Origin of the sequence: Mucilaginibacter dorajii (assembly GCF_024808255.1) — a bacterium.
GTDB classification, from domain to species: Bacteria; Bacteroidota; Bacteroidia; order Sphingobacteriales; family Sphingobacteriaceae; genus Mucilaginibacter; species Mucilaginibacter dorajii.
Map to the genome: position 1 here is coordinate 131,412 of NZ_JANTYS010000010.1, position 26,041 is coordinate 157,452.

A 26,041-nucleotide genomic window follows, 5' to 3' on the forward strand; every position below is an offset into this window, starting at 1 on the left:
TACCAGTGTGAAAAAAATCATCGGCCTGTTTTATAAAGATTTGTTTTTTACCAACCGCTTATTTACCGGTTTAGGTATCAGCGCCGTTGTGTTTGTATTTTCTTTCTTTTTCCCCTGGTTGGGTATTATACCTGTACTGATATTTTGGGCGCTGATAGCACTGTTTTTGATAGATGTGCTGATGCTTTACCGCACCGCCAAAGGCGTGTTTGCCAAACGTCACGCCCCCGAAAGGTTAAGCAACAGCGATGATAACGACCTGGGTGTTTACATCGAAAACTGGTATCCCTTCAACATCGGCATCGCGGTTATTGACGAGATCCCTTTCCAGTTTCAAAAGCGCGACATCTGGTTTAAAAGTAACCTAAAACCAAACGAACGTAAACTCATCAGTTACGTTTTACGCCCAACCAAACGTGGTGAGTATGAATTTGGCAATGTAATGGTGTACGCTAAATCACCCCTGGGATTGATCAGGCGGCGTTTCACTTTTGAGCAGGCCGAGACATTGCCAGTGTATCCATCCTTCCTGCAGATGCGCAAATACGAGCTGATGGCCATATCAAACCGCTTAACAGATATCGGCATCAAAAAGATCCGCCGTATTGGGCACAGCCTGGAGTTTGAGCAGGTAAAAAACTACGTGGCCGGCGATGATTACCGCACCATTAACTGGAAAGCCACCGCAAGGCGCGGCGACCTGATGGTGAACTCCTATACCGACGAAAAATCGCAGCATGTGTATTGCGTTATCGATAAATCGCGCGCCATGAAAATGCCTTTTGATGGTTTAAGTCTGCTTGATTATGCCATTAACGCCAGCCTGGTACTCTCAAGCGTGGCGCTTATTAAGGAGGACAAAGCAGGGTTAATCACCGCGGCTGAGAAGATTGGCGCTGTAGTACCTGCCGATAGGAAGCCTTCCCAACTTAACAAGATCCTGGAAGTTTTATATAAGGAACGCACCCGTTACCTGGAAACCAACATGGAACTGGTTTACAGCACCGTACGCAGCGTAATAAAACAGCGCAGCCTGGTGGTATTTTTTACCAATTACGAAAGTATGAACGCCTTAAACAGGCAACTGCCCTATTTAAAAAGGATAGCCAAGTTTCACCTGCTGTTAGTTGTGTTTTTTGAAAATACCGAACTAAAGACCCTGAGTGAAAAGCAGGCTACCGACCTGGAAGGCATCTACATAAAAACCATTGCCGAAAAATTCGCACACGATAAAAAGCTTATTGTAAAAGAGCTGGCCAAGTATGGCATCCAATCTATTTTAAGTACACCGCAAAATTTAACGGTGAATACCATTAATAAATATTTGGAGCTGAAAGCTAAGCAGAAGATTTAAGGCGATGATCTTTCATTTAATTAAATGGTTTATTGAGTACGTTAACGGTGAGATTCACGATCAGCCCGAGCCACAGTTAAGCCCCTCTTTATACACCAGGAAATCGACCACAATTCCTCAATATATTGAGATTGCCTCCAACGCCATGATTAACAATGGCGAAAACGCGAATGATATTAAAACCATGCTGCGTAACCGGGGCCTACATGAAGATCACTTCGACGTTGTTTTAGACCATGCACAACGTAACTATAAAAAATGGTTTAATGAAACCGGCGGCAAGTCTGCATTATCGACTTTTCAGCTATATGAGCAGTCGCTTCAAAATGTTTTAACAACACCCGTTGAGATAACCACACACAAAGGCGAAAACCACGCTCTACATTTCAGCATTTTAATTAGCTACCAAAGATATTTTTTGATAAGTGGCCGCAACCTGTTATATGCTGTTTCGAACCAGGCGTTAAGTAATGCTCCGGTGTTGTCAAACGGACCGGCAGCTATCAGGCAATCAACCTTTGCCAAAGTAGGCGGCAATATAAGTAACCCCTATTTGCGGGTAGTAACTATTAACGGGTACCGGGAAGCGATATACCCTTACCTACACACCGAAATAAAAACGAGCTTTTCGCCCCAACAAATTATTGAGTGGGATAATGGCGAACCCATTGTGGAAGCAGAAGTGCGCGGCTACCTAAGCAGAACTACCCCGGTATGTTTTTTTGCTACAGATTATGCCGTTAATAAACAAAAATATCAAGTCCAAAACAATATCGACATCCGGCTATCGGCCATGATAGTAGAACTTTCTGAGGCCGACAAAAACACCAATGAAATAACCCAGCAACCCAAAGGATTTTGGGCAAATAACGGCTACAGCAACCAAAGCTATTTTTCGTTTGAAGGGGTAATTGTGGGTATCAAAGAAGCCAAGGTTGATCATTTATCAACAGGCTGTATAATGGCCATCAAATTTGGCCGCGGCGAAAGGCCGGGCAGTGATATTGTTCTCGATACCTATATCACCAACAGTAACATTAATGCCAAAAAGATCCACAAAGGAATGCTTGTGACGGGGGGATTGTGGTTTCAGGGAGAGATTGCGGCTTAGGGAAAAGAGTCAAGAGGTTAGAATCAAGAGGTAAGACTTTTTGAGCTATGGAATAGCAGTCTGGGATCTGTCGCGAACTGTGCAAATCCGCTCTTTGTAGCATGGGATTGCTTCGTGCCTACCCATGACATTTGGTAAAATATTTGTCATCCTGAGGAACGAAGGATCTTCTTCGCCCTGTTAATCGCAAACTTTTATAATGAAGAAGATACTTCGTGCCTACCCATGAAAAATCCGCCATGTCATTGCGAGGAACGAAGCAATCTCATGCTATACACGGCGGATTTGCACAGTTCGCGATTGCTTCGTGCCTCGCAATGACATAGCTTTATATTGTTATTTCCTCCTTCAAAGTCCCCGGATTTAAAAACGCTCAATGACATAATTGACATTATCCCCTGCCCAAAAAGTCTTAACTCTTGATTCTAACCTCTTGACTCTTTCCCCCTATCCTGCTTTAGGAAAAGCCACTCCATTGGCACTAAAATCTTTGAAGATCCTTTCCATGAGGGCTATTTTGGCGGTTAGGAAATCGGCTGGCTCAACCCATACGTTAACGGTGATGCGTACAGAATCAATTTCCATAGCGACGATTCCAACACGGGCTGCCGGATCGTTCAGCAGATATTCCGTTGTTTTAATGGCATTTTCAATGATGGTTTTTACTTTATCCAGGTCGTTGGCGTAGGCTATCTTCACTTCAAAATCAAGACGGCGTTTGCCTTCGCGGGTTACATTCACTATCACTTCGTTAAAGAGCTTACCGTTGGGAATAATAACGGTTTTGTTATCGGCCGTAATTAAAACGGTGTAAAAAATCTGGATAGATACTACTCTACCGTCCTGTCCCTGCGCAATGATACTATCATCAAGCTCAAAAGGTTTCAGCAACAAAATAAGCACCCCGCCGGCAAAGTTTTGGAATGTACCGGATAAGGCCAAACCGGCTGCAACCGAAAAGGCACCAATGATGGTGGTAAAAATGGTCATCTCCAACCCTATAATGTTCATTACCCAAATAATAAGTAATACATATAGCGTGGTGATAGACAGACTTAAAAAGAATGGCTGTAGCGAAGAGTGAACGCCTCTTTTGAGCATGCGGGTACGGAGCCTGTTGCGCAGGAATCTGATAACCCAAAGACCAATAAAAAATATGATTATTCCACCTAAGTATTTGGGGCCGTGGGTGACCAACCAGTTGTGGAAATCGGTATAGAAATCTTCTACTTTGTAAATGCTTTTGTCTTTCATAAAAATTTATGAAGGCAAAAGTATAAATTAATTACTTACCGTAAATGGTAACAAATAATTCGGGGCCTTTAAACAGCAGCCAATCCACAATGGTACTGTGCAGTTGTTTTGTTTTTTGTGTAATATTTTTCATGGTACTCAATTCTATTCAAATCCTGTGCCTAATAAGCCACCTTTCTGATTTGTTACACAAAATTACGTATTGTATGTTAAGATAGTTTTTAGAATTAATCAAATGATTAATTAATGACCATCCATTTACGTTTAAATGACTATAAGGGTATTATAAACAACAAAACCCTGTATACAAAAGCATACAGGGTTTCTTTTTTAGTACGTAGTCGTAAGTTTTGAGTTTTGAGCCACACTTAAGCGGCTTTAAGCTTTTTGCTTTCGACTTTGGGCTTTTACATCATGCCACCCATACCGCCGCCACCCATTGGTGGACCAGCAGGAGCATCTTCAGGATCATCAGCCAATACAACTTCTGTTGTTAACAACATAGCTGCAATTGAAGCTGCGTTCTCTAAAGCTACACGACCTACTTTAGTTGGGTCGATAACGCCTGCTGCAATCAGGTTTTCGTATTTATCGGTACGTGCATTGTAACCAAAATCGCCAGTGCCTTCTTTAACTTTTTGCACAACGATAGAACCTTCGATACCCGCGTTAGCACAAATCTGGCGTAAAGGCTCTTCAATAGCGCGACGGATGATCTGGATACCAGTGTTTTCGTCTTCGTTATCACCTTTAAGATCAGTTAAAGCAGCTACCGCGCGGATGAAGGCAACGCCACCACCTGCAACAATGCCCTCTTCAACAGCAGCACGTGTTGCGTGTAAAGCATCGTCAACACGGTCTTTTTTCTCTTTCATTTCAACTTCTGTAGCAGCACCTACGTAAAGTACAGCAACACCGCCAGATAATTTGGCTAAGCGCTCTTGTAATTTTTCGCGGTCGTAATCAGATGTGGTTGATTCGATCTGTGATTTGATCTGGCCAACACGACCTTTGATCTCATCGGCAGAACCAGCACCATTGATGATGGTAGTGTTATCTTTGTCGATAATGATTTTCTCAGCAGTACCTAAGTAAGTAAGATCAGCATTTTCTAATTTGTAACCTCTTTCTTCAGAAATTAAAGTACCACCGGTTAAGATAGCGATATCCTCTAACATTGCTTTACGGCGATCACCAAAGCCTGGAGCCTTAACAGCAGCAACTTTCAGTGAGCCACGGATCTTGTTAACTACCAGGGTAGCTAATGCTTCGCCATCAAGGTCTTCAGCAATGATCAATAATGGTTTGCCTGTTTGGACTTGTTTTTCAAGGATTGGAAGCAATTCTTTCATCGAAGAGATCTTCTTGTCGTAGATCAGGATGTAAGGATTTTCTAACTCAACTTCCATTTTATCTGCATTGGTAACAAAGTAAGGAGAAAGGTAACCACGGTCAAACTGCATACCTTCTACAGTTTTAACTTCAGTTTCGGTACCTTTTGCTTCTTCAACGGTGATAACACCATCTTTACCAACTTTAGCCATAGCTTCAGCAATTAACGAACCGATGATCTCGTCGTTATTTGCAGAGATTGAAGCAACTTGTTTAATTTTGTTATTGTCTTCGCCTACAGTTTGTGATTGAGCTTTTAAGTCTTCAACAACAGCTGCAACAGCTTTATCAATACCGCGTTTTAAATCCATTGGATTTGCGCCCGCAGCTACGTTTTTAATACCAGCAGTTACAATAGCCTGTGCTAAAACGGTAGCAGTAGTAGTACCATCACCTGCAATATCAGCAGTTTTTGATGCAACTTCTTTAACCATTTGAGCGCCCATGTTTTCTAAAGCATCTTTCAGTTCGATTTCTTTAGCAACAGTTACACCATCTTTAGTGATTGATGGTGAGCCGAATTTTTTATCGATAATTACGTTTCTGCCTTTAGGGCCTAATGTTACTTTAACCGCGTTAGCTAAAATATCAACACCGCGTTTTAAGGCGTCGCGTGCTTCAACATTGTATTTAACTTGTTTTGCCATTTTTTTTAATTATTGAATTATAGAATTATTGAATTATCGATTAAGAATTTTGCTTAGCCGACTTTTCTGGTATTCTATAATTGTTTTTCCTTTTTTAAGTTTTTGAACTGATTTGAAGAATTATTGATTTTGCAGGGTGATTTAATAAATCAATCCTTCAATAATTCAATAATTGATTTACAATACCGCGTAAACGTCAGATTCGCGCATAATTAAATACTCTTTACCTTCGTAGGTAATTTCGGTACCGGCATATTTACCATATAAAACCTGGTCGCCAACTTTTACTGTTAAAGGCTCATCTACTTTACCGTTACCTACTGCAACGATGGTTCCACGCTGAGGTTTTTCTTTAGCGGTATCCGGGATAATAATTCCCGAAGCGGTTTTCTCTTCGGCAGCTGCGGCCTCTACAACCACTCTGTCGCCGATTGGTTTAATGTTTAATGACATAGTTATATCTGTTTATTTTATTTAAGTTTTCAGCAGCAAATGCTCATCAATTATGCCAAGCGGCTGCATTGGCAAAAATTGGCATTTAAACTGTTTTATTGTCAGCAAAATGTATACTGACTTTTTGAAGTTAACATAATTTTAACGTGGCTGTGCCATCGTGTCAGTAATGGCAATAACAACAAAAAAGGGCTTTGGATATATCCAAAGCCCTTTTTACGCTTACAGAGCGCGTTATATTATTGTGCTTTTTTTGGAGCTGGCTGATTAGTAGCAGGTGCTGTTGGCAATTGCTGTACAGGTGCTGTTGTAGGCGCTTTTGTAGCCTTCTCAACCTGCTCGCGCATGCCAGAATTATCTGTACTTGCAATGCCACCTTTAGCAACAACGTTGATAGCCAATGCTAAAACCATTACAGCGATAGCCAGGAACCAGGTACCTTTTTCTAAAAAGTCGCCGGTTTTTTGCACACCCATTAATTGAGATGAACTTGAAAAATTTGACGATAAACCGCCGCCTTTAGGGTTTTGGATCAATACAATAAGCCCTAATAATGAGCAAACGATAATAGCAAGGATAATTAAAATGTACATTTCTTTAGTTTATAATATAATTAAGTGGCTTTCTTTTCTATCAATTCAATTTGGTGGGCAAAGTAACGGCTTTTTTCCGGAAATTTCAATATCAATTTTTTATAAGTAGCAATTGCTTTATGATACAGCATTTGCTCCGCGTAAATCTGCGCCAGGGTTTCGCTCACCAGGTCGTTTTTATCTTCCGAGCTTTTTTTGGCCTTATTCTCGTTATCTAATTTATTGATAGACGGCGGTCTTATCTGAGGCTCTTCCTTAATGAATTTTTCAATGATAATATCTTCCTTGCGTTTTATCTCGGGAGCATCAGGAACCGGTGCGTTTTCAAGGTCCTGCAGGGATTTATCATGAAAAATATTTTCAAAATACTGCTGCTGTAGTTCGTCGGCAGCCTGCGCCCTTTTTTCGTCAAATGCAGCTACGGCAGGCTTTATAACCGCTGTGCCTGCAGGCGAGTAAGGCTGATAAGTTGCAGCATATTCTTTACGGGTTTTATCAAGCCACCACATAAAGGTATAAGGCATCTTATCATCATTATACTTTGATATCGTATCGGCTTCGGGCGCAACATGATGAATTGCAGCATCAACCTGCGCGGGCAAATCAACGGCAGGAACCTGCTCCTCAGCTTCCGGTTGTCCGGCAATTTTCTGATCGGCTTTTGAATTATCAAATGTAAAATAATCGGTAGCCGCTATGTTACCAATAATCCATTTCTCTGTTTCAAAGTTAATATCGCCTTTGTTGTTATCATTTAAATCGTTAGGGATATTTCTAACTTTAGGCTCTTCGGCTTTTTCTTCTGCCGGATGGCCTGTAAAGCTTATATTTTCGATGCCAACAATTTCGTCAAAAACATCGTCCTCAATATCCTCATCATGCTTAACCTGGGATGCTTCAGTGTTGGCAACAGCAAGCTCTGATTCTGCATCGGCCGCATGGGCAGGCAATTGCTCTTCAGGTGTATGCGCTAACACTTCCGGCTCAGTAACGGGTAATTCCGAAGCTTCAAAAGAATTGTTATGAGATACCGCACTTTCCTCAACGGTATCCGCCCCGGCGGTGCTGCCTATGTTAAAATAGTTTTCACTTTGATCAACCGAAGCATACGTAGTTACATTTTGTTGCCAGGCTATTTGCGCAGCCGTTACGATAGGCAAATTATCAGGATCATTAATCAGCTTGTGTAATAACTGTGGTTTAAAATAAGCGGCCGCATGTTTTAAATCGCTGCCGTTGCCTGCATGGGCAAGCATAGCCCTCAGGATGCCGCTTTCCGGAAACTCACTTACCAGTTGTTGTAAATCATAGTTATGCAACTGGCCGTTATTGGCTGGGTTGGCCAAAAGTTCCCATAAAATCTCGTTCTGCCTGTTATTTAAATATTGATCCACGTGGCTGAAATTACAAAAAGCCTACCAATTAGAGAAGGCCCTGTTAAAAATATCTTCGGTTAGCTGTTTTGTAATCTCCTGAATCAGGGCTTGCTCCTGCGAGTTTATATCGCCCCTGTAGTTAGCAAACCGCGTCATACTTTCCTCAAAGTTAAGATTTTTATCCTTCTTATCTTTCTCATAAACGCTTTTTACCCTTACGGTGATGCTTAATTTATTGGCATCGGCAATTGGCGCGGTATTGTTATTGGTAGCTTCGATAGATACCGGAGCTATCTGGTACCCAACAATGGCACCTGAAAAAGTTACATCAGCCTCGCCCCGCACAATACTTAAACGGCTTTGGGTACGGATGCGCTCTTTTAACGCTTCGGTAAAAGTTTGACTTAAGTTATTTACCACCAACGGCGCGTTGTTTTCAAAAAACTGGATGTTGATGGTTTTTACATCAACAGGTATCGCTTGATTTTTAAGTGTGTAGCATGACGAAAGTAAACCAAAACTTAAAACAATGATCAATCCGTATAACCTTTTCATCAACTATAAATTTAACTCTTTTATTTTTCTGTATAATGTACGCTCAGATATCCCAAGCTCGTTGGCAGCCAGCTTACGTTTGCCCTTGTGTTTTTTCAAAGCCTTACGAATGAGGTCTGATTCCTTTTCAATTAAAGAAAGTGATTCTTCTACCTCCTCGGCCTCATGCGTGATGTTATAAGCATCGTTGCTGCCATTATTATTGTTATTAACGGGCTGTTGCAAGGTAAATTGCGCCTCGGGGTTGCCGGGTAGCTCAATATCGCGGTATAACTGGTTAATTGTTTGAGAATGATTGGCATAATTGGTTGATACACCGCCATGTTCAATAATATCGGCTACCAATTTTTTAAGCTCCACCATATCGCGTTTCATATCAAACAGTACTTTGTACAGGATATCCCGTTCAGAAAAATCTTCTTTATGCTGATTATCCAGGCGCATAGGCAAATTGCGCCCACTGGTTTCGTGCGGAATATAGGTAAGCAGTGTTTGCGCGGTAATAATGCGGTCGCGTTCCAATACGGCCAATTGCTCGGCCATATTTTTAAGCTGCCTTACGTTTCCGGGCCAGCTATAGTTAATCAATACCTGTTGCGCGTCGTCATCTAACTGAATAGGTGGCGTACGGTATTTATCGGTAAAGTCCGACGTAAATTTCCTGAAAAGCAGATAAACATCCTCTTTCCTATCGCGCAAAGGCGGGATCTTTAACGGTACGGTATTTAAACGATAATAAAGGTCTTCCCTGAATTTACCGCTTTTTACGGCATCATAAACATCCACATTGGTTGCAGCTATCACGCGCACGTTGGTCTTTTCGACTTTTGATGAACCTACCTTAATATACTGGCCAGACTCCAGCACCCTTAATAAACGGGCCTGGGTGCCCAGGGGCATTTCGGCAATCTCATCTAAAAATATGGTACCGCCGTTAACGGTTTCAAAGTACCCTTTACGCTCACCAACGGCACCGGTATATGCACCTTTTTCGTGGCCAAATAACTCCGAATCAATAGTACCTTCAGGAATAGCACCACAGTTCACCGCGATAAAAGCCCCATGCTTGCGCGGACTCATCTGGTGTATGATGTGCGAAAACACTTCCTTACCGCTCCCGCTTTCGCCGGTGATCAGTACCGAAATATCTGTAGGTGCCACCTGGTTGGCAATATTTATAGCCCGGTTAAGCAATGGCGAATTGCCAATGATCCCGAAGCGTTGTTTTATTTCTTGTATTTCCATGTTTGAAAAAAGAGTCAAGAATCAAGAGTCAAGAATTAAGACTTTTAACCTCAGTTTTTAAGATGTACTCCCGAAAAGAAAATAACATCCTTTGGACTTCAGAAACCAAATCTATGCAATCCTTTAGTTTACCTATCGCTCCGTATTTCCTGCGCTCACATATTAACAATTGTGTTTCCAATTCAAATGACGATGAAATCGCTATCGATAAAAACTCAGCAAAATGTTTATCGGTATTCTTTCCAGACCCCTCGGCAATATTTGAGGGAATCGAACAAGAACTTCTGTTTATTTGATCAATTAAATTATACCGTTCATTAGCAGGTAATTCTCTGCTAAATTCAAAAACCATATCTGTCAAGTCCATCGCCTTTAGCCATATTTTCAAATTCTTAAAATTATGCCGCATACTTGCTTCGGTCTTGATTCTTGACTCTTGATTCTATATTACCTTCCCTATCAACGTTGCTGTAGTAGTTCTTTCTATCAGCACGTTCACGTATTCGCCGGGTTTGTAGTTTTCGCCTACGGGGAAAATCACCATCGCGTTTTGGTCGCTGCGGCCGCAATAATCGTTTTTTGATTTTTTGGAAAAGCCTTCTATCAGTACCTTTTCTACTTTACCAATACGGGCTTGCGCACGGTAAAAAGAATATTCCTGCTGCTTGGCTACTATCTCGGTTAAGCGTTTTTGTTTCACTTCTTCCGGGATGTCATCAGCATAACGCTTGGCGGCTAAAGTGCCCGGGCGTTCGCTGTATTTAAACATATAGGCAAAATCATATTTCACGTAGTCCATCATGCTTACAGTATCGGCGTGCTCCTCATCGGTTTCTGTACAAAAACCGGTGATCACATCGGTAGATATCGCGCAATCGCCAATGATGTTGCGGATAGCATCAATCCTGTTGATATACCAATCGCGATCATAAGTCCGGTTCATCATATCCAATATACGACTGTTGCCAGATTGTACCGGAAGGTGAATGTAGTTACAAATGTTTTCGTATTTGGCAATGGTATATAAAACCTCATCGGTAATATCCTTTGGATGCGAAGTTGAAAAACGCACACGCAGATCGGGGCTTACCTGTGATACCATTTCTAACAGGTTGGCAAAGTTGGTAACAGTAGGAGCAGCCTCAGCCTCACCTAAATCCTCTCCAAAGGAGAGGACTTGCTCTGCACCCGGCTCTGCTATTGCTAATTCAGAACCCTCTCCTTTGGAGAGGGAAGGGTGAGGCTTCCACTTATATGAATCCACATTTTGCCCCAACAAAGTAACTTCGCGGTACCCTTTATCAAAAAGATCTTTACACTCGGCAAGGATAGATCGCGGATCGCGGCTGCGTTCGCGGCCACGGGTAAATGGCACCACGCAAAACGAGCACATGTTATCGCAGCCACGCATAATAGATACAAAGGCATTGATACCATTGCTGTTTAACCTTACCGGACTGATATCCGCATAAGTCTCCTCGCGGGATAGCAATACATTCACAGCCTTTTGGCCGCTATCAACCTGTTCTATCAGGTTAGGCAAATCGCGATAGGCATCAGGACCAACCACAACGTCAACCAGTTTTTCTTCTTCTAAAAATTTCGATTTAAGGCGTTCGGCCATACAGCCCAACACTCCAACCACCAAACCAGGGTTTTTAACCTTGGTTATGGTGAATTCTTTAAGGCGGTTACGTACGCGTTGCTCGGCGTTTTCGCGGATAGAACAGGTATTGATAAAAATAACATCTGCCAGGTTATGATCGGCAGTAGTTTCAAAACCTTGCTCAGATAATATGGATGCTACTATCTCACTGTCGCTGAAGTTCATAGCACAGCCATAGCTTTCTATATATAATTTACGGCCATTGTTTTTACCTGTTGGCTCTAAAACCAACGCCTCACCTTGCCTGCTCTCGTCATGTACCTTATCCGGAAGAACCAAATCCATCATTCAATTAAAAATTAGTTTGCAAAAATACACAAAATTTAAATACACGGATGACATATTGTCAGCATTTAATAAAATCGAAAAAAATATACTATATTCCTCAGTTCATACGTATAAAGTCACCGGAGATACAAGAGCCAAAAGAAACATCGATAAATGAAGCTTAAATTTTTAAAGCATAAGTGGCAAAAACTAACATTTAATTTTGTGCTGATCCCGGTAACGGTCATCTTCATTATCGCTTTAATACTAAACCAGCGGCTGGCCCCCATTTTGGCTACCGAACTGCGTGAAGCTGTTTTAACCGGCAGCGACAGCCTGTACCATGCCGATTTTTCAAAGGCCGAATTACATCTGTTAGAAGGTAAAGTTACTTTCTATAATATCAACATGGTGCCCGATACCGCTATTTACAACAAAAGGAAGCTACAGCACCTGGCTACCAATAACCTTATTACCCTACATGTAAAAAAGCTGATATTGCAGCATGTACACCCTTTTAGCTACTATTTCAGACATAAGCTAAGGATCAGCGAGATCATTTTAAATGAGCCCGAACTGAATGTGAGCTATCAGCTTAACCATACCCAGGATACGGTATTGAAGGACCATCGCACAGCGTGGCAAAAAATCTCCAAAGTACTTCACTCTATACAGATAGATCATATCTACCTAAATGATGTAAAGTTTAAGTACAAGGATTATTCGGGTCACAAGCTGGCAATTTCCACGTTGAAGGAAATGAACATCAGCGTATCCGACCTGCTGATCGATTCGCTGACACAGACTGACAAATCGCGATTTTCTTATTGTAAAGAAATAGTTACCGAATTAAATAATTACAGCGGCAAAACCGATAATGGCCTATATGATTACAGGATTAAATATCTAAAACTATCTACCTTAACCTCCCGCCTTAACGTGGTGGGCCTGCAGCTGGAACCAGCCAAATCAGATGTCTTTTTCAATAAAACGCAAAGTGATCGTGTTACTGTAGCCGTCGACTCGCTGCAGCTTAATAATTTTGATTATTTACTATATCATAAATACCGCATTTTAAACGCCTCCAGCTTACAATTGCACAATGGATCTGTACGGGTATCCAACAACCCTAATAAATCAAAAAAGGACGAAGATGAAGGCGACGCGGTATCCACCTTCCCCAACATGATGGTGCGTAATACCGATGCCAACCTTACCATTGATACCATCCATTTAAAAAACATTAATGTGGAGTATGCCGAATTTAACAATGACTCAAAGAAGACCGGCACGGTTCTGTTCAACAACACCAGCGGTAGTTTTTATAATGTAACCACCAACAAAAAAGCCATTGAAAAAAACAACATTACCAGGGCCGATTTGAGTAGCTACTTCATGAACCGGGGCCATCTTACCGCGCAGTTTCTGTTCAACCTTACCGATAAGGATGCCGCCTTTAGTTACAAAGGAAGCCTGGGGCCGTTTGCGGCCAATAAAATAAACCAGGCAAGCATGGCCCTGGCCATGGTTAAAATAAGTTCAGGATCTGTTAAGCAGTTTAATTTTGATATCCAGGCCAATAGCAAGGTATTTAAAGGTAATGTATCGCTGTTGTATAACGATTTGAAGGTTTCGCTTTTAAAGGCCGATACAGCTCACAACCAGTTAAAAAAGCAGTCGCTGATGTCGATATTTGCCAACCTGTTTGTGATTAAGCGCAACAACCCAGATGCCGCTGGGGTGGTGCCCCGAACAACCTATGTAGTTTACCATCGACCGAAAGACTCGCCATTTTTTAAAACCGTTTGGCGCACCCTGCTCGAAGGCATAAAACCTGCCGTGGGGCTCGACGAAAAATCTAAACGCGCCACCAACCAACGCATAGAAGAGCATAACCAAAACAAAAAGGAAAGGCAGATTAAAAAAGCCGAGCGGAAAAAACACCGGGAAGAGCGGAAACTTGAAAAGGAACAGGGAAGGTAATTAATTTGAGAATTTGAAGATTTGAGAATTTGAAAATGCATTGTATAGTCTAAGCACTAAACCCACGCGGGCTTTTAGCCCGTGGGTATCCATGGCTGCAGCTTTCAGCTGCCCTGCTCTCATATTTATTAGTTACGTAAGCCGAAAGCTTACGCCAGTTTTACCCACGAGTTACGCTACGCTAACCTCGCGGGAGTTAGATAATTACTCTATTTATAAGAAAATTTTATACTTTTTTCTTTAGCTATGCTTTTGAGCCTGCTTATATCTTCTCTTGATTTAAAACCATCTTTAGGTAAATAATGGAAAGCCCGGCTTCCAGTACGAACCATAAAATATTTTTCCCGCTCTACTAATTTGGTTATGTATTGCCAATTATTATTACTGCTAAAAGTATCCCCTTTTACTTCAATTTTTTCTTCATTAATACTATACAACAAAGGCTCACGCAGGAACGCAGTTTTCTTAAAGCTGTTTTTAGCAGCAAAATACATCAGGATAGGAATCAATAATCCATAAAAACCGATAAAGAAAGTGAGTACTTGAAACTCATACGGCCAATCAATATGGGGTTGGGTAAGTAAAAAGATCTGTGACACAACAAACGCAATTCCTATTATTAAAAAAATTCTCTTCGCAAAATATGTTCGGTATACAATACCTAAGTAGGTTTTAAAATCGATAGCGCTATTTACTATAATATCTTCCATGCCACTAATATAATTTATTGAAGTAATAATTTCAGGTTAATACCAAAATTAGTAAAAGCGGTATTAAACGTTTGCGACGTATAAGGCCGGGTAAGGTTTGAATCGTAAAACAGGTTGAGGTTAAAGCGCTGGTTAATTACGTAGTCAATGGATGGCCTTACGGTGATATTTTGCGCGCCTGATGAAATTTCGGCGGCCTGCACATCGGCACGGTAAATAAGGGTTTTGTTATCTCGTAAAGAAAAATCGACCTTAAAATTAACATCCTTAGGGGCGCTGCCTTCCATCCACCCAAAAGGGAAATGGAAGTTTTTGGTGTGATAACCAAAGCCAAACACCACTATTTTTTCGTTTTGCTGTGCCAACTGACTATTGAGTAAACTCAGGCTCAAGGTACGGCTTTGCCTGAACTCCAGGTTGGCGGTCATGCTGTTTTTAAACCTCATGTTGGCACCCAGCAAGGGCACAAACTGCTCAAATATGGTAACCTGCGAAAACTGGTAATACGGCAAAAAGTCGTTATTTAAATCGCGCGCGCTGCTGGCCCCGTGGGTTTCCTGGTATTGCAGCAAGGTAGTAAAACCGTTTACGTTATATGACGACCGGTAGCCGTGACTCAAATCAAACGAGTCAAAAACATCCGATAAAAAAGGCAGCTTGCTTAAGCCCGTGTACCTGATATCCCAGTTAGGGATAGGTATTTTAGGGAATTGCGACAGGCTGCTTTTATTTACATTTTTACCTGTATAGGCCGCTATAAACGCCGGCACCAGCACGTTTTGTGAATTTTGCCCATAACCGTCAAAAAAGCCGGCCGAATCTACCAAACGGGTGGAGTTAGGGTTTTGGGAAGCCAGTTTTTGGGAAATCACCCTGCGGTTATCCAACAGTTTCTGGAACAATGGCGAGGTATTATCAATACCGGTTGTCTTTTTAAACGCCGTACCAATGGTTAGGTATGATATGGTATAACTACCCGTAGTTACCGGGCTTAATGTTTCAATACTATTGGTTGATGCCAAATATTTAAAGTTCGACTGGTAATCGTGCTCCTGTGTTTTAAGCGCTATGAGCTCTATCCTCAAGTCTTTAAACGGTTCAATTACCGCCCTTAAATGCAGGTCTTCGTTAACAGATTTGGTGTATAGCTGGTTCTGTAGCGTATCTGTACTTATCCAGCCATTGGCTACCGCCTTGGCGCGGATATCAGTTTGGCTACCCAATAAAAATCCAATACCCGGTGCATTATAGTCCGAGTTTTCGCCAAAAATACCCGATTGCGGCAGGTAACCCGGCAAATAAATACCGCCCTTGCGGGAGTAAGTTCCGCTCACATTTTTAACGCTGGTTAACAGGCCTATCAATACTTTGCCAATGCCATTTGGCGTATTGGGGTTATTGGCCTTACGTATAAACGGAAACTTGTTATACAACGATACCATGTTTAAAGTGGGTGCCACGTTAATTTCGCGCAGGTTACTGATGCTGTTACCTACATCGTACGATGGATCGTTAATGGCAAACAGCGGCTGGGTTTGCCAGTTAAAGTGCGCGCTGTAACGGGTTACTACCGATGCCCAATCCATCCCCGGAATTTTGCTGAGCGGCAGGGTGTAGTTAACATTTAGCGTGTGGTTGTAGTTGGTTGTACGTCCTAACTTTTTAAGGTTATCCCAAAGCGTATCGCGTTTTAAACCGTTGATGCGGCCGGCAGGTTCATCAACCACCGATAGGTTGGTTGCATCAATATCCAGTTGTAATGATTTGGTCAGGTTCCATCCTATACCGTATACCCGGGTAATATTAAAGTATTTGTTAAATGTGGTGGTTGGTATCGGGATAAAGTTGTTCGGATCGTTATCCCGCAGGGTATTTTCCGAGTAAAAACGATCAAAATTGATACTGAAATTTAACCTTGACGGCAGGATACTGAAGTTGATATCGCGCGCCAGGGCCAGCAGATTATTTTTGATAATTTTGGAGAAGGGGCTATAATACTTTGGCGTATTGGTATAATTATAAGCAAAGGTAAGGTGATAAGTTTTCTCCACATCGTTTTGCGTGGTAAAATCATGGTGCAAAAACTGGGTATAGGCGTAGCTCAGGTTCAGGTTTTCTACATCCCAGATATGGTTTGCCGCCGATGGATTAGTTTTAGCTTTGTGGATATTGGTAAAGTTAATGCTCCGTCGTAAAGTATAATCAACCGCTGCATTCCTGATCGAGTCGCGCTCCTGTTTGCTGGTAGCCGCTGCAAGGGTTTGCTTCAGCTCAATATCCGGCGATCCTGGATCATATTGTGGCATACTTCTTTGCGATGACACGTTGATGTAAGCCGGGATATGAATGCCGCTTTTATCCGGGAAGAATTTGCCAAGTTCGGCAGTGGCCGAAATATCGTAGATCTGGTCATCGCTCTGGCTCCTGTCATTCAGGCGCGAATCCAGCGTACCAAAACCAACGGTAGTTTTACTGCCCGAAAAGGTCACGTCGGCAAAATCGGCCAGCTTGGTATCCAACCTGGCTGTAGCGGCCCAGCCGCCGCGCTGGTCAAAATCGGTAAGGCGTAATTCATCAAACCAAACAATTCCACTTTTATCCAGGCCATCGTCGGTAACAGTGGTATTAGTACCTTTTAAGGGGTTGCGCACACCTATCATGATCGTTCGCAGCCTGCTTAAATCGGGCTGCCCTTTAATGTACACTGTTTGACTGCCTTCGGTATATTTAAATACTTCGTTATAGGCAACGTTAGAGTGGTTTCGTTTCAGTTTTGCGCGGGTAAGTAAACCAAGCTCCAGGTCGATAGCGTTGGCGGTTGGCCATATCGCGTCCGGGTCTGCCGTGCCGGGCTGGGTTATTTTCAGCGGCACTTCGTACTCGTAATAGTTGTCCTGGTAATCGACGCCAAGGCGAATGAAGGCGTTGATATCATTATCCTTTAGCTGATCGCCCTCGGCGTGTACAAACATCTGGATGCGTTTGTATTTGCGCAAATCATTATAAAAAGTACGGAAGGCAGCCCTTGAATAGCCATCGCGCAGTTTTTTTACATCTACAGATAATGATTGCTCATTAAGTTTGGTGTTGGTTTGCAGGTTATTATAATTGCGCTGGCGCTGAATGCCCGGCGGTACCACATAAGGGATAGGTGTACGGTTACCATTTTCCTCAATGTTTACAGCCTGCACATCAATGCTTGAATTGTCTATCGGTGGATTGCTGATCGATGGATCGGCAATTACGTTAAGCAGGTTCCGCTCAGTATTGAAAGCACGCCACTCACCGCGCACCAATTCTAAAGTAGCAAAACGGAGGATGGCGGTATCGGCAAAATTGGTCATAAACATCCGCATAAAACGGATGGCTTTAAAATCTTCAATATTACCCACCTTACTATCATAACCCGTAATAGGGATCCTGAACTGGTACCATGTTACCGCCTGTGTGGTACCGTTCGGCAACTTTACATTGGCAGTTACTTTATCGCTTATGTTGTTTTGCCCAACAACCATATCGCCGGGGCGGATAGATACCTTGTATTGAAAGTACGCGTCTTCCTGGCTCATGTTATTATCCCGGTTGATGTCCTCGCCATCGGGCAACGAGGTTGATGCCGAGTTTTGGATACCCAGTTCGGCCTGTGACTGTGCCGATGTTTTGGAGTTACCATCGGTACCATTGTACTTAGCGTAGCGGTCAAGGATCCCTAAACGGGCCTGGTCAAGCGCGGCACCCTGGTAATATTGGTAATCATCAGATGATGGGTCATTGGCAAAGGCCGTAGCGGCCGCCGTATTCAGCTGCCCTTTTACCTGGTTCACCACGGGGGCAAATTTGGTTCTTTCATCCGCATCATTCAGTCCATCCAAACCAACATCCTGCAAACGTCGGGCATCGGGGTTGTTGTCAAACGCGTTAATAACAGGTTGTAATTTTGATACCCGGCCCCAATGGGTTTCATCAACCTGGGTAAGGTCGCCATTTACGGGCAAGGCGTTTTCCAAACTCTTGCGCCCGTCTTTCAAAATATCTTCAGAGATGCTGCCTAAGTTAAAATACAGATCGCCGCCTGCCGAGTTGGGCTTGTATATAAACGGATCGAGCACCCAAAATTCGATATACGATACGTTTAACGATTCAAAATCATTGGTTTCCAATTTCCTGAACATACCACCCCAGCGCGATTTGGGGTTTTGTAATGTACCATCAGGGTTTATACTTGTGGTGGTATAGTTATATTGCCCGCGCACATTTGGATAAAAGGCCATATTCAGGGTAGCCAAACTCAAAGGCTGCCCGGTTGACGATTGTTTATTAGGGAATACTTCCTGCTCCAATACCTGGCGCGCGTAATGATTTGATAGATCGTTACGGGAAACATTGATATTACCCGAGTTAGTGTAAAATATAGGATCGATATTATAAAAGGCCAGGCGGGCACGGTTGTAACCATAACTCAGATCGTCAAACAAAGCCGACTCGGTGAAAAGCTGCGGTGTACCGGAAATTTGCCAGGCATTCGCGCTTTTGATATCGATGATAGACTGGCTGTTTTCAAAGTCGTCAAGGTATGAGGTTCCGTTTTTTGAGCCTGCAAAGTTCAATGCGCCAGGGCTACCGGGTAACAGTTGTGCAAACTCTCCCGAAAAATTAACCGATGATGGCGCTTTGGTATGAATAAGTGGGATTTTATCAACCAGCCTGGTTAAAAACCGGGATTGAGAACTGTAATTGGCATCAAAACCCCAGATAGTGTTTGAGATGGATTCTTCGCCGGCTATTTCATTTTGGGTGATAGGCTGCTCGGTTAAGTGCATAATGGTACCACCCAAATTCAGCTTATCATTTACATGGTAATCAAATCTTGACCCATATAAGGATTTTTGCTGAACGCCAAAGAGCTCATTATTTTCGAGTTTTACGCTGATGGGCTGGCCCGATGACAACAAAGCCTGGTTAAGCACCCTAATTCGCCCCGAATTGTAATCAATAGTATAATCGGTACCCTCATTTAACTTAAGCTGCCCGGAAGTTACCGTTACCGAACCCTGCGGAATGTTCACTGCGTTTAACTGGTACTCCGATCCACCGGTTGATGAATAAGTTCCTTTGATCACGTACCGGTTAAGTGCCGGGAAAAACTGCTGGGCTATGGTTTTGGTAGAATCATATAAAGGTTGGTACACATATCGCTTGGCCAGGTCGGCTTCGCCGGCAGTAAATTTGGCGGCCAGGTCCGATCCAAAGGGCTCTATCGTAGGGAACACAATGCGGCCGTTTTGCGAATCGATAGTGATCCCTTCCAAAAAATCGAAATAGCCATCGGGTTGCTTGTCGCTTTGCTGGTTCAAATTATCAAGCCCGGTAACCTGCAGCCACAGCTTGCCTTTGGTGTTGGCCCCCTCTTCCATCACCGTTTTTTCGATACCCGATTTATCATCCAGGCGGGTAACGGTAAGTTTAAAGTTGGTAGGAGCTATCTGGAAAGCACCAAGGGAATAGATATTTTTCATCATCAGATCCCATGTTGGCAGGTTGGTTTTCAGTAGCTCGCTTTTCAGCAATTTTACAAAAAGCACTTTTGGGGTAGTAGGATCAACCGCCACATCGCTGCTAAACTCACCTACCTGGTACTGCACGCCGTTTATGGTGTACTGGTAGGCCACCGCCAAAACCTCATCGTTATTTAATGGATAATTAAGGGATATATAGCCCAACTGCGGGCTCAGCTTATAATCCTTATCTAAAACAAGCTTGCGCGCATAAGTTAGCTTCGAATAATTATCAGTGTAACTATTGCTACTTCCTAACGATTGAAAATATGTAGCTATAGCGTTTGAATTGGTTTGCCTTACAGCAGATGGCAAACCATTTAACAGCGAGTTGGACTGTTGCGCAAAACCCGGCCCTTTAAAGCCTGCGGGCAAAGCGCTAAAGCCGGCACCACCCTGAAGATGAGTATTATATGGCTTATTTTCGCCCAGATCCAGGAAAGCCAATATATCCCTCGAATCGGTAGTTACGTTAGTGCGGTTGGTTGTCCAAACTTCAATTTTGGTAATGTTGATGTTTGAGCTGATGATAGGGATGTTTGCCAGCGCCCGGTTGTAGTTATTACGAAAATACTGCGATAAAAAGAAATGCTTGTTGGCCTCATAATCTGCCGGGGTAAGCCTGAACTCGCCCTGTTGTGAACCATTGGTAATGGTAATGGTTTTTGATTGTGAGCGCTGTTGCGATAAAATACTGGTTACATCCAGCCTGCCAAACTTCAACTTGGTTTTTACACCAAACAGGGCCTGGCTACCGGTGATGAGCGTGGTAGGCAAGGGCATACTTACCGTACCGGCTTCTATTTTTTGAATGATCTCATCAGGCGATCCGGTATAATCCAGCTTTACCTGGTTTTCAAACTGAAACTGGGCCTCGGTGTTGTAGTTGGTTGTAATCTTTAACTTATCGCCAATATTACCGGTTACGTTTAACTGGATCTTTTGATCAAAGTTAAAGTTAAACTGGCTGCGCTGCCTTGTATTAAACAGTGGGTTCTCGTTTTTATTAACCTGGCCAGACATGATCATTTCTGCCGATCCCTGAGGACGGATATCGATCTTATCACTGCCAAACATCTGCTCAAACGTACGGCTCCGCACCTTAATCACCGGGATAAAACCAGGTTGTTGCGAATCATAGGCATAGTTATCTGCCAGTTGTTTATAATAGCTACGTTGTTCTGATCTTTCTTTTAGTTTTAGGTATTGCGCAAAGGTTAGGTATTGGGGGGCACGGTATAATAAATTTCCTACACGTTCATACAGGATATATCGGTTGGTTACAGGATCATACTCAACCGTACGCACCAGTCCCGGCGGGTCCGAACTGAAAATACCATCCCTGAGCCTAACATTTTTGGGTTGGGCCAGGTCAAGGGGTGCGGGCGTACTTCTTTGGGTTGTATCAATCCTGGTTTTCTGAGCCTGCTGTTGCTGCGCATAAGCGCCGTTCAGCACGCCGAAAGCAAGAATTAACAACCCACTTATAATAATATTATAAGTAAATATTTTTATCAAAAGTCAAGTCGAATTTGAACGTAATTATAATGTTTTTAATGCAAACTTTATAAGCTGTTCTACGGTTAATTCACCACCATTGTTACTCATTTGCTGGTCAAGAACCTTCTCTGCCGCGTTCTTGGCGAAGCCCAGCATTACCAGGGCGGTAAGTGCTTCATCCTTAGCAGTTTTATCAACCGGCACAACGGTAAGGGTGTCAGGTCCTTCTTTCCGTAGTTTATCCTGTAATTCCAGGATTACCCGCTGGGCCGATTTTGGACCAATACCTTTGATGCGTTGGATGACTGCCACGTTACCATTTACAATGGCAGCCTGGATCTCGGCCGGGGTTATTGATGACAGCATCATGCGCGCGGTATTTGGCCCTATACCTGATATGGAGATCAGGTGCATAAATAAGCGGCGCTCACCATCATCGGCAAAACCGTACAGGGTGAGCGCATCTTCTTTTACATGCTGCCAAACGTATAGTTTGCAGCTTTCATGAGCACCAAGTTTTGAATAAGTATTTAACGATATATTAATGTGATAACCTATGCCACCGGCATCAATAACTACATGCGACGCGCTTTTAAAAATCAGTTTACCACTAATATAATCGTACATAAATATTATTTCCTTGTTAGTTTTTTAAAAATGGCCAGGTTTATTTATCGCCGGCTTTAACCTGTGCAGTAATTACCGCTATGGTTACCATGTTTACAATTTCACGTACCGAGCTACCTAATTGCAATACATGCACCGGTTTTTTAAGGCCTAATAATATTGGCCCAACAGCTTCCGCACCGCCTATCTCCTGCAACAATTTGTAGGCAATGTTACCCGATTCCAGGTTAGGGAATATCAGCGTATTAGCGGGTTTACCGTTCAGTGTAGAGAACGGAAAATTATCGGCAAGCAAATCGGCGTTTAAGGCAAAGTTGGCCTGCATATCGCCATCAACCACCATATCGGGATATTTGGCATGCAGTATTTTTACCGTTTCCCTGGTCTTTTCGGGGATCTCGCCTTCGTTCGATCCAAAATTGGAGTACGATAGCAAAGCTACCCTTGGCGCGATATTGAACCGTTTAACCGAGCGTTCTATCAGCACCGTAATATCAACCAGCTCTTGCACCGTTGGGTTTACGTTTACTGTGGTATCGCCAAAAAACACAGGTCCTTTAGGCGTTATCATCATATACATACCGGCTACCCGGTTTACACCATCTTCGGTACCAATGATCTGTAAGGCCGGCTTAACGGTGGTTACATAATCTTTGGTTAAGCCCGAGATCAATGCATCAGCGCGGCCAAACTGCACCATGCTGGCACCGTAATAATTACGGTCGATCATCATTTTGCGGGCCTCAAATAAGGTAATCCCCCTGCGCTGGCGCTTTTTATAAAGGAAATCAACATACTCCTCCATATTTTCGCAACCCTCGCGCGGGTCGATGATCTGTACATCGCCCAGGTCAATCTCATTTTCGCGCATGATCTTTTTGATCTTTTCAATGTTACCCAGCAATATCGGGGTAGCAATACCTTCCTCTTTTACTATCTGGGCCGATCTTAGGATCTTGTAGTTATCAGCCTCGGCAAAAACCACGCGTTTAGGGCTTTGCTTGGCCTTGTTGGTGAGGTTGCGCAACAGCTTATCATTATTACCCAGGCGCGACCGTAATTCTTCGGCATAGGCATCCCAATCGGTGATCACCTTGCGGGCTACGCCCGATTCGATAGCTGCCTTTGCAACAGCCATAGATACCTCGGTGATCAGCCTTTGATCCATTGGTTTAGGGATAATATAATCCCTGCCAAATTTAAGGTTGGTAATATTATAGGCCAGGTTAACAGCCTCGGGAACCGGCTTTTTGGCCATTTCGGCTATAGCAATGGTAGCCGCGATTTTCATTTCCTCGTTGATGGCCGTTGCCCTTACGTCAAGCGCGCCCCTGAATATATAAGGGAAACCCAATACGTTATTTACCTGGTTAGGGAAATCCGACCGGCCGGTTGCCATAATAATATCCTCACGGGCGCTGATGGCCAGGTCATAATCAATTTCGGGCACAGGGTTAGCCATGGCAAATACCACCGGTTTTTTAGCCATTGATTTGAGCATGGCCGGGGTTACTACGTTACCGGCAGAAAGACCAACAAATACGTCGGCATCTTTCATGGCATCGGCCAGTGTTTTAACATCGGTACGGCTTGTAGCAAACTCCATCCTGATATCATCAAGATCGGTGCGTTGCTCGTTTAATACCCCATTGATATCAAACATCACCAGGTTTTCCTTTTTAACGCCTAATGACAGGTACATTTTAGAGCAGGATACCGCGGCAGCGCCGGCACCGTTCACTACCATTTTAATCTTATCCAGTTTTTTCCCCTGAATTTCGCAGGCATTCATCAAGGCCGCGCCAGATATAATGGCGGTACCATGCTGGTCATCATGCATTACCGGGATATTCATTTCGGCTTTAAGCCTGCGTTCTATCTCAAAGCAGGTTGGGGCCGAAATATCTTCGAGGTTTACACCGCCGAAGGTAGGCTCAAGTGCCTTTACAATATTTACAAATTCGTCAACAGTTTTGGCGTTTACCTCCAGGTCAAAAACATCTATATCGGCATAAATTTTAAACAGCAGGCCTTTACCTTCCATTACCGGTTTACTGGCCTCGGGACCAATATTACCTAAACCCAATACCGCCGTACCGTTACTGATTACAGCTACCAGGTTACCTTTGGCTGTGTATTTATATACGTCATCAACATTATCGGCTATGCGCAGGCAGGGTTCGGCCACACCGGGCGAGTAAGCCATTGTAAGATCTCGTTGCGAATTGGTAGGCTTGGTGGGCACTACTTGTATCTTCCCGGGACGACCCATTGAATGATAATTCAGGGCATCCTGTTTACGGTTGTTCTTATTCATCTTCTCAAAATTCAAGCGCCCAAAATTACAATTCTTTTTATGGTAACCTCAAATAAAAAAGCCCGGTTTTGAAACATGTCAAAATCGGGCTATTCCGTAACCGGATATTATCCTGTATTTACAAGGTAGGTTTAGTATCAGCAGATACACTTGCCGAGATATCACCACCAGCCGCAACCCTTATTGTTTTACCTACAGGCGCGCGGTTGCTTTCCAGGTTATTCCATACTTTAAGATCGTGCACCTCGCAGCCAAACAAATCGGCTATACCAGCCAGTGTTTCGCCCTTTTTAACTTTATGATAGGTAGTTATCTTACGATCTGTTTTACCCGTTTCCACATAAGCAGGGTGCACTACAGGAGCTGCCACCGCGTAAACCGGGGCTGGTTTGGCAAACTCCATAGGAGCTACCGCATCGCCGGCGCTGTTCAATACATTATATAAAGCTGCAAAATTTTCTTTTGAGGTTTGCGGCAGGATGAGCCTGCGCGGCGCATTTGGCGTACCATTTACAATTAACCTGCGATAAGCCGGGTTAAGGATGGTTATTTCGCCGACGCCTACATTTAAGGCGCGGGCCACATTACTTAACGATACAAACTTTTTAACCATTACTGTATCCGTTTTTATCGAAAAGTTGCAGGCCTGGGCTACAATGTTGTGCTTGCCAAAATAGTTCATCACGTAGTTCATGGCTATAAAAGCAGGCACATAACCACGGGTTTCGGCAGGCAGGTATTGGCGGATAGTCCAGAAATCACTCCCGGCACCTGCTTTTTCCATGGCATGCTCCACATTGCTTTTGCCGCAATTGTAGGATGCTATGGCCAGCAGCCAATCGCCAAATTCCTGGTAGGCATCTTTCAGATAAGCGGCAGCGGCATAGCTGGCCTGGATAGGATCGCGGCGCTCATCTACATAGTCGGTCATGCTTAAGCCGTAAACTTTGGCGGTAGTAGCCATGAACTGCCATGGACCTGTAGCCCCTACCCTTGATATGGCGTTGGGATCAAGCTTTGACTCTACTATTGATAAAAATTTTATTTCTTCGGGAATGCCCGCGTCGCGGAAAGCTTTCTCATAAATAGGGAAGTAATATTTGGTAAGCCCGGCAACCTGCCCCATTTCATCACGGTTGTGCATGTACAGGTCAATGTAGCTTTGCACATATTCGTTATAATCTAACTGAATATCCTTGCGGACAGAATCCAGCCGGCGTTTGTAAATGCTGCCTTGCGCGCCTATAGGCATTGGATGGTTAATTACCGGCACTATGGTAGTATCGGCGTTTACATCACCATGAAACGTTGCAAAATGACTGATCTGTTTTGTTGACGGGAGGGCGTGGGCTTGAATGATTTGCAGTAGTGACAGGCAGATGGTAAGCGTAAATAATCTCTTCATTATTGGTGGATTTGATTAAGTAATGATGCTT

At 43.3% G+C, this 26,041-nt stretch carries 17 protein-coding genes; 3 read left to right on the plus strand and 14 right to left on the minus strand.

The genetic code is table 11. From position 1 onward, the window contains the following. The first annotated feature begins 7 nt into the window (after positions 1-7). Complete coding sequence (locus FHS10_RS15425) at positions 8-1,354, plus strand: DUF58 domain-containing protein (RefSeq protein WP_259091995.1); 1,347 nt, start codon at positions 8-10, stop codon at positions 1,352-1,354. Positions 1,355-1,358: 4 nt separating this feature from the next. Continuing rightward, a complete protein-coding gene (locus FHS10_RS15430) occupies positions 1,359-2,465 on the plus strand; it encodes a hypothetical protein (RefSeq protein WP_259091997.1) in 1,107 nt (368 codons plus the stop codon). A 447-nt stretch (positions 2,466-2,912) separates the two neighbouring features. Here the strand turns inward: FHS10_RS15430 and FHS10_RS15435 are convergent, their stop codons facing one another. From FHS10_RS15435 to FHS10_RS15470, 9 genes are all read right to left on the minus strand, one after another. Then, a complete protein-coding gene (locus FHS10_RS15435; RefSeq protein WP_259092000.1) occupies positions 2,913-3,719 on the minus strand; it encodes a mechanosensitive ion channel family protein in 807 nt (268 codons plus the stop codon). Positions 3,720-4,126: 407 nt separating this feature from the next. Continuing rightward, entirely contained in the window at positions 4,127-5,758 is a 1,632-nt protein-coding gene (gene groL / locus FHS10_RS15440; protein ID WP_259092005.1) for a chaperonin GroEL, read from the minus strand. A gap of 177 nt (positions 5,759-5,935) precedes the next feature. Continuing rightward, positions 5,936-6,211: a co-chaperone GroES gene (gene groES, locus FHS10_RS15445; protein WP_090641441.1), complete on the minus strand. Its 276-nt coding sequence runs from the start codon at positions 6,209-6,211 to the stop codon at positions 5,936-5,938. A 239-nt stretch (positions 6,212-6,450) separates the two neighbouring features. Continuing rightward, positions 6,451-6,804 (minus strand): preprotein translocase subunit SecG, encoded by a 354-nt coding sequence (secG, locus tag FHS10_RS15450; protein WP_259092008.1) that lies wholly within the window; start codon positions 6,802-6,804, stop codon positions 6,451-6,453. A 20-nt stretch (positions 6,805-6,824) separates the two neighbouring features. Beyond that, on the minus strand, positions 6,825-8,198 hold the full coding sequence (locus tag FHS10_RS15455) for a hypothetical protein (protein ID WP_259092010.1): 1,374 nt from the start codon (positions 8,196-8,198) through the stop codon (positions 6,825-6,827). A gap of 21 nt (positions 8,199-8,219) precedes the next feature. Further along, positions 8,220-8,735, minus strand: coding sequence for an LPS assembly lipoprotein LptE (gene lptE, locus FHS10_RS15460; RefSeq protein ID WP_259092013.1), 516 nt, complete (start codon positions 8,733-8,735; stop codon positions 8,220-8,222). 3 nt (positions 8,736-8,738) lie between these two features. Further along, on the minus strand, positions 8,739-9,980 hold the full coding sequence (locus tag FHS10_RS15465) for a sigma-54 interaction domain-containing protein (protein ID WP_259092014.1): 1,242 nt from the start codon (positions 9,978-9,980) through the stop codon (positions 8,739-8,741). 28 nt (positions 9,981-10,008) lie between these two features. Next, positions 10,009-10,389 (minus strand): four helix bundle protein, encoded by a 381-nt coding sequence (locus FHS10_RS29300; protein WP_374759829.1) that lies wholly within the window; start codon positions 10,387-10,389, stop codon positions 10,009-10,011. A 33-nt stretch (positions 10,390-10,422) separates the two neighbouring features. Next, entirely contained in the window at positions 10,423-11,934 is a 1,512-nt protein-coding gene (locus FHS10_RS15470; RefSeq protein ID WP_259092016.1) for a MiaB/RimO family radical SAM methylthiotransferase, read from the minus strand. A 153-nt stretch (positions 11,935-12,087) separates the two neighbouring features. Here FHS10_RS15470 and FHS10_RS15475 point away from each other — a divergent pair, with 153 nt between their 5' ends. After that, a complete protein-coding gene (locus FHS10_RS15475) occupies positions 12,088-13,896 on the plus strand; it encodes a hypothetical protein (RefSeq protein WP_259092017.1) in 1,809 nt (602 codons plus the stop codon). A 209-nt stretch (positions 13,897-14,105) separates the two neighbouring features. Here FHS10_RS15475 and FHS10_RS15480 read toward each other — a convergent pair whose 3' ends face one another. From FHS10_RS15480 to FHS10_RS15500, 5 genes are all read right to left on the minus strand, one after another. Beyond that, positions 14,106-14,606: a YcxB family protein gene (locus tag FHS10_RS15480; protein WP_259092020.1), complete on the minus strand. Its 501-nt coding sequence runs from the start codon at positions 14,604-14,606 to the stop codon at positions 14,106-14,108. Between the two features lie 14 nt (positions 14,607-14,620). After that, on the minus strand, positions 14,621-21,679 hold the full coding sequence (gene sov / locus FHS10_RS15485; protein WP_259092021.1) for a T9SS outer membrane translocon Sov/SprA: 7,059 nt from the start codon (positions 21,677-21,679) through the stop codon (positions 14,621-14,623). A gap of 24 nt (positions 21,680-21,703) precedes the next feature. Then, positions 21,704-22,288: a Holliday junction branch migration protein RuvA gene (ruvA, locus tag FHS10_RS15490; protein WP_259092023.1), complete on the minus strand. Its 585-nt coding sequence runs from the start codon at positions 22,286-22,288 to the stop codon at positions 21,704-21,706. Between the two features lie 40 nt (positions 22,289-22,328). Then, positions 22,329-24,605, minus strand: a complete 2,277-nt coding sequence (locus FHS10_RS15495) for an NADP-dependent malic enzyme (RefSeq protein ID WP_259092024.1) — start codon at positions 24,603-24,605, stop codon at positions 22,329-22,331. A 118-nt stretch (positions 24,606-24,723) separates the two neighbouring features. Further along, the gene (locus FHS10_RS15500; RefSeq protein WP_259092026.1) at positions 24,724-26,010 is read right to left on the minus strand and encodes a lytic transglycosylase domain-containing protein; all 1,287 of its coding nucleotides are present in this window, start codon (positions 26,008-26,010) and stop codon (positions 24,724-24,726) included. Between the last annotated feature and the right edge of the window lie 31 nt (positions 26,011-26,041).

Coding starts and splice junctions, on each gene's coding strand:
- lptE (WP_259092013.1), bottom strand. CDS start 8,735: ATGAAAAGGTTATACGGATTGATCATTGTTTTAAGTTTTGGTTTACTT.
- FHS10_RS15475 (WP_259092017.1), top strand. CDS start 12,088: ATGAAGCTTAAATTTTTAAAGCATAAGTGGCAAAAACTAACATTTAAT.
- FHS10_RS15465 (WP_259092014.1), bottom strand. CDS start 9,980: ATGGAAATACAAGAAATAAAACAACGCTTCGGGATCATTGGCAATTCG.
- FHS10_RS15435 (WP_259092000.1), bottom strand. CDS start 3,719: ATGAAAGACAAAAGCATTTACAAAGTAGAAGATTTCTATACCGATTTC.
- groL (WP_259092005.1), bottom strand. CDS start 5,758: ATGGCAAAACAAGTTAAATACAATGTTGAAGCACGCGACGCCTTAAAA.
- groES (WP_090641441.1), bottom strand. CDS start 6,211: ATGTCATTAAACATTAAACCAATCGGCGACAGAGTGGTTGTAGAGGCC.
- ruvA (WP_259092023.1), bottom strand. CDS start 22,288: ATGTACGATTATATTAGTGGTAAACTGATTTTTAAAAGCGCGTCGCAT.
- FHS10_RS15500 (WP_259092026.1), bottom strand. CDS start 26,010: ATGAAGAGATTATTTACGCTTACCATCTGCCTGTCACTACTGCAAATC.
- FHS10_RS29300 (WP_374759829.1), bottom strand. CDS start 10,389: ATGCGGCATAATTTTAAGAATTTGAAAATATGGCTAAAGGCGATGGAC.
- secG (WP_259092008.1), bottom strand. CDS start 6,804: ATGTACATTTTAATTATCCTTGCTATTATCGTTTGCTCATTATTAGGG.
- FHS10_RS15470 (WP_259092016.1), bottom strand. CDS start 11,934: ATGATGGATTTGGTTCTTCCGGATAAGGTACATGACGAGAGCAGGCAA.
- FHS10_RS15495 (WP_259092024.1), bottom strand. CDS start 24,605: ATGAATAAGAACAACCGTAAACAGGATGCCCTGAATTATCATTCAATG.
- FHS10_RS15430 (WP_259091997.1), top strand. CDS start 1,359: ATGATCTTTCATTTAATTAAATGGTTTATTGAGTACGTTAACGGTGAG.
- FHS10_RS15480 (WP_259092020.1), bottom strand. CDS start 14,606: ATGGAAGATATTATAGTAAATAGCGCTATCGATTTTAAAACCTACTTA.